The sequence below is a fragment of the Sandaracinobacteroides sp. genome, assembly GCF_057137845.1.
This window is the reverse complement of sequence record NZ_DBNHFX010000143.1, coordinates 1-4,855: the sequence shown is the minus strand read 5'-3', so window position 1 is coordinate 4,855 and position 4,855 is coordinate 1. Positions and strand designations below refer to the sequence as shown.

Annotated in this window: 5 protein-coding genes; 2 read left to right on the top strand and 3 right to left on the bottom strand. The window is 67.6% G+C overall.

Annotation, left to right across the window (positions count from 1 at the left end; translation table 11 throughout):
- The first annotated feature begins 38 nt into the window (after positions 1-38).
- Together AC16JP_RS08370 and mnmH are read left to right on the top strand one after the other, a co-directional pair.
- Complete coding sequence (locus AC16JP_RS08370; protein ID WP_484340160.1) at positions 39-539, top strand: AIR synthase-related protein; 501 nt, start codon at positions 39-41, stop codon at positions 537-539.
- A complete protein-coding gene (gene mnmH / locus AC16JP_RS08365; protein WP_484340159.1) occupies positions 457-1,578 on the top strand; it encodes a tRNA 2-selenouridine(34) synthase MnmH in 1,122 nt (373 codons plus the stop codon). The genes AC16JP_RS08370 and mnmH overlap by 83 nt, the downstream gene beginning before the upstream one ends.
- On the opposite strand, the gene AC16JP_RS08360 is transcribed toward mnmH, so the two are convergent.
- From AC16JP_RS08360 to AC16JP_RS08350, 3 genes are all read right to left on the bottom strand, one after another.
- A complete protein-coding gene (locus tag AC16JP_RS08360; protein WP_484340158.1) occupies positions 1,575-2,528 on the bottom strand; it encodes a bile acid:sodium symporter family protein in 954 nt (317 codons plus the stop codon). The two genes, mnmH and AC16JP_RS08360, sit on opposite strands and share 4 nt — an antisense overlap.
- A 55-nt stretch (positions 2,529-2,583) precedes the next feature.
- Positions 2,584-3,801, bottom strand: a complete 1,218-nt coding sequence (locus AC16JP_RS08355; RefSeq protein WP_484340157.1) for an acyl-CoA dehydrogenase family protein — start codon at positions 3,799-3,801, stop codon at positions 2,584-2,586.
- Between the two features lie 13 nt (positions 3,802-3,814).
- A partial coding sequence (locus tag AC16JP_RS08350) for an acyl-CoA dehydrogenase family protein (RefSeq protein ID WP_484340156.1) occupies positions 3,815-4,855 on the bottom strand: 1,041 nt, incomplete at its 5' end.

The following is a 4,855-nucleotide window of genomic DNA, read 5'->3' as shown; positions in this document are numbered from 1 at the left end:
GCGACAGGCTGCTGCTGACCAAGCCGCTGGGCGTCGGCGTGCTTAGCGCGGCGTTTCGGCAGGGGCGGCTGGATTCGGCCGGATATGCCGCGATGCTTGCCTCGACCACCAGGCTGAACAGCATCGGTCCCGAGCTTGGCGAACTGTCGGGCGTGCACGCGATGACCGACGTGACCGGCTTCGGCCTGACCGGGCACGCGCTGGAAATGGCCCGTGGCGCCCGGCTTTCGATCGAACTGGATGCCGATGCGCCGGCGCTGCTGCCGGGCGTCGCCGCGCATTTGCAGGCCGGGGTGCGGACCGGGGCTTCCGCCCGCAACTTCGAAAGCCATGGCGGCAAGGTGCATCTGCCGGACGGCTTTGCCGCGTGGCGGCGCGATCTGCTGACCGACCCGCAGACAAGCGGTGGCCTGCTGGTGGCGGTGGCCGACGCGCAAGCGGACGACGCGTTGCGGCTTGCCCGCGATCGCGGTTTCGACGGCGCGCGGCTGGTCGGCCGGGTACTGGACGGGCCAGCGCAAGTCAGGGTTCTGGGCTGAGGTGATCCGCGCGACAACAGACCTGTCGGCCAACGCGCGCGACGGGTTCGATGCGGTCATCGATGCCCGCAGCCCCGCCGAATATGCGCTGGACCATCTGCCCGGCGCAATCAATCTGCCGGTCCTGAATGACGGCGAGCGGGCCGAGGTCGGCACGCATTATGTGCAGGTTTCCCGGTTCGAGGCGCGCCGGCTGGGTGCAGCGCTGGTTGCGCGCAACATCGCCCGGCATCTGGAAACGGCGCTTGCCGCAAGGCCAGCCGGATTTTGCCCGCTGGTCTATTGCTGGCGCGGCGGCATGCGTTCCAATGCCTTTGCAACCGTGCTGGCGCAAGTCGGCTGGCCGGTCGTCGTGCTGGAAGGGGGCTATCGCCGGTGGCGGCAGCAGGTGGTGGCGGGGCTGCACGGCGCGCAGCCGATCCCCCACCCGCTGCGGCTGCTGGACGGGCCGACCGGCGTCGGCAAGACGGCGGCCCTTGCCCATCTGGCCGAACGCGGCGCGCAGGTGCTCGACCTCGAGCATTTGTCGGGGCACCGGGGTTCCTTGTTCGGCGCTACGCCCGAGGGGCAACCGGGGCAGAAGCTATTCGAAAGCAGGCTTTGGGATGCGCTGGCCCGACTGGACCCATCGCGCCCCGTCTATGCCGAGGCCGAATCGAGCCGCATCGGCGAGGTGTCGCTGCCGTCGTCGTTGTGGGCGGCGATGGCTGGTGCGCCCCGCATTCTGCTGGATGCGCCGGTCGCCACCCGCGTTGCCCATATCCTGACGCATTATCGCTGGATCGCATCCGACAGCGCAGCACTGGCCGAGGCGATCCGCCGCCTGCCGACGCACCACAGCCGTGTCGCCCGCGAACAGTGGCTGGCATGGGCACATGCGGGGGAACTGGAACCGCTGGTGCAGGCCCTTGTCGAGCAGCATTACGATCCGGCCTATACGGTTGCGCGCAAGCGCCGCGCCGGGGATTTCGTCGCGCAGGTGGATGCGGGCGATGGCGCCGCAGCGGCGGCGGCGGCGATTCTGGCGGCCAGCCCTTAGCCCTGCCGTGCGGCAAGCCTGCGCGCGATCACGGCGCAGGCGATCAACTGGATCTGGTGGAACAGCATCAACGGCAGGATCGCCAGCCCCACGGCGTCGGGCGCGAACAGCACGCCCGCCATCGGCACGCCCGACGCCAGGCTTTTCTTCGATCCGCAGAACAGCAGCACCACCCGGTCGGCCAGCGGCAGGCCAAGCAGCCGCCCGGCAAACCATGTGACCGACAGCACCGTGCCGAGGATCGCAACCGACATCAGCGCAAGGTGCAGGAGATCTGCCGCCGAAACCTGATCCCACAGGTGCATCACCACAGCATGGCTGAAGGCGGCATAGACCACCAGCAGGATCGACCCGCGATCGACCAGCATGGTAAGGCTGCGGTTGCGCTTCAGGAAGCCGCCGATGCGATCGTGCAGCAGGTGCCCGGCCAGAAACGGCAGCAACAACTGCACCACGATCGTCAGCACCGCGTCGGCGGACATGGCGGCGCCGCTGCCGCCCAGCAATGCCGCAACCAGTATGGGCGTCAGCAGGATGCCGGCCAGATTCGAAAAGGCGGCGCTGACGACGGCCGCCGCCACATCGCCGCCGGCGATCGCAGTGAACGCGATCGAGGATTGCACGGTTGATGGCACCAGCGTCAGAAACAGGATGCCGGTGGAAAGGGCGGGGCCTGCCATGCCGGAATGGGCCAGAACGATGCCGACCAGCGGGAACAGCAGATAGGTGCTGGCCAGCACCGCGCCGTGCAACCGCCACTTCAGCAGCCCGTCGCGGACTGCAGCATGCGGCAGGCGCGCGCCGTGCAGAAAGAACAGCAGCACGATGGCCGCATCCGCCGTGTAGCCGACGATGGTTGCACCAGCGCCGCTTGCCGGCACGACGCTTGCCAGCGCCACCATGCCGACGAGCAGCAGCAGGAACGGGTCGAGAAGAACCGAGCGAATCATGCAGGCAGGCTTTGCAGGGCGTTGTCGGCCCTGCAAAGCCCCCGTCGTTCGTTGGTCAGAGCGGTTTCAACTGGCTGAACGGCGTGTCCTTGTCCGGGCGCAAGTCTCCGGGGAGGCCGAGAACACGCTCGGCAATGATGTTGCGCAGGATTTCGTCGGTGCCGCCGGCGATCCTGAGACCGGCCGACCACATGTAGCTGCCCTGCAATTTTTCAAGGTCGGAACCGGGCTCGACGACGAACCCGCCGGCTTCCGCCATATCGAGTGCGAAGGCTGCCATGTCCTGCATGGTCTTGGCGACGACGACCTTGGAGATCGACTGTTCTGGCCCCGGAATCTGCCCGCGCGACAGGGCGGAAAGCGCCCGCATCTGCGTCAGCTTGATGCCTTCGTCGGCGATGTAGGTGTCGGCGATGCGGTTGCGGACGTCGGCCCGGTCGATTGCAGGGCCATGATCCGAATCGATGCCGCGCGCGACATTCATCAGCATCTGCCAGCCCGGCGAACCGCGCGGCTTGCCGCCGACGGCCAGACGCTCGTGCATCAGCGTCGTCAGCGAGACTTTCCAGCCCTCGCCTACCTCGCCCAGACGGTGGCTGTCGTTCACCCGCACGTCGGTGAAGAACACTTCGTTGAAATCGCTGCTGCCCGACATCTGCCGGATCGGCCGCACTTCGACACCGGGTGCCTTCATGTCGACGATGAACATCGTCAGGCCCTTGTGCTTGGGCGCGTCGAAGTCGGTGCGGGTGACGACGATGCCGAAATCGCTGCGGTGGGCGAAGCTCGTCCATACCTTCTGGCCGTTTATGACCCAGGTGTCGCCTTCGCGGACCGCCCTGGTGCGGATCGAGGCGAGGTCGGACCCGGCGACCGGCTCGGAAAAGAGCTGGCACCAGACTTCCTCGCCGCGCAGTGCCTTGGGCACATAGCGCTGGGCGATCTCGCTCGCGCCGTGGGTGAACACGGTCGGGATGCACATGCCAAGGCCGATCGAATACAGCCCGTTCGGGACGAAGGTGCGGCCTTCCTCCTGGTTGAAGATGATCTGGTGCATCGGGCTGAGGCCCTGTCCGCCGATCGCCCTGGGCCATGTTATGCCGACATATCCAGCCTCGAACTTCTTCAACTGCCACGCCTTCGAGCGGGCGACGAATTCATCGAGGCCCCAGGGCTTGGCTGGCGGGGCGAGATATTCTGCGGCGGCTTCCTGCAACCAGGCTTTCACCCTGGCACGGAATTCGGCTTCTGCGGGGGTGTCGTTGAAATCCATGTCGGTTCCTCCCTCAGGCTGCGGCGCTGTTGCGCTGCTCAAGCGCGCGCACGAGCCGGTCGGACCAGTGCACCCGGCTGCCGATGCTGGCGGCGAGCAGGCGGTTGCGGCGATAGTAGAACTGGCAGTCCTGTTCCCAGGTGAAGCCGATGCCGCCGTGCAGTTGCACGGATTCCTCGGCGGTGTAGCGCACCGCATCGAGGCTGGCGACGCGGGCGGCGGCTGCCGCCTGCGCCAGTTCCGGTTCGCCTGCCCCCCATGCCCAGCAGCCGTGCAGCGCATGAGCGCGCGCCAGTTCCGCCTTGATGTACATATCGGCCAGCTTGTGCTTCACGCCCTGATAGCGGCCGATGCGCTGGCCGAACGCGACGCGATCCTTCGCGTAGGCGATGGTCATTTCGCGGGCGGCGTCGGCGGTGCCCAGTGCCTCGAAGGCCGTCAGCACGGCGATGCGTTCCGTCAGCCTGACCCAGTCGGCGGCGGTTCCAAGTGCTTCGGCGGCGACGCCGTCGAGTTGCAGCCTTGCCGAAGGACGGCACAGGTCCAGTGTGTCCTGCCGTTCACGGGAAACCCCGTCCAGCGCGGCGATCGCCATCGCCGGGCCATCCGGCGTTGCGATGGTGACGATGGCGACGGTTGCCGCCAGTGCGTCGATGACGGGGGATTTCGTGCCCGAAAGCCTGCCGCCGGAAAGCTGCGTTTGCGGCTGCTGCATCGGCGAGTGCGTGCCTTCGGCCCAGGCGATGCATCCGACGGCTTCGCCGCTGGCAAGCAGAGGCAGCCATTTCGCCTGCTGCGCATCGGTGCCGGCGATCAGCAGCGCTTCGATGGTGGCAAGGGTTGAAACCAGCGGCACGGCGGCAAGGCTGCGGCCCGCTTCCTCGGCCAGCACGCAGGCTTCATCGGCGCCGAGGCCAAGCCCGCCATGTGCTTCCGGCACCCGCGCGGCAGGCCAGCCCTGTTCGACGATGGCGGCCCAGAGGGCAGCGTCGTGGCTGGCGCTTTCGTTCATCACCTTGCGCGCGGCCGCCGGGCCGGCGCGGGCTTCCAGAAA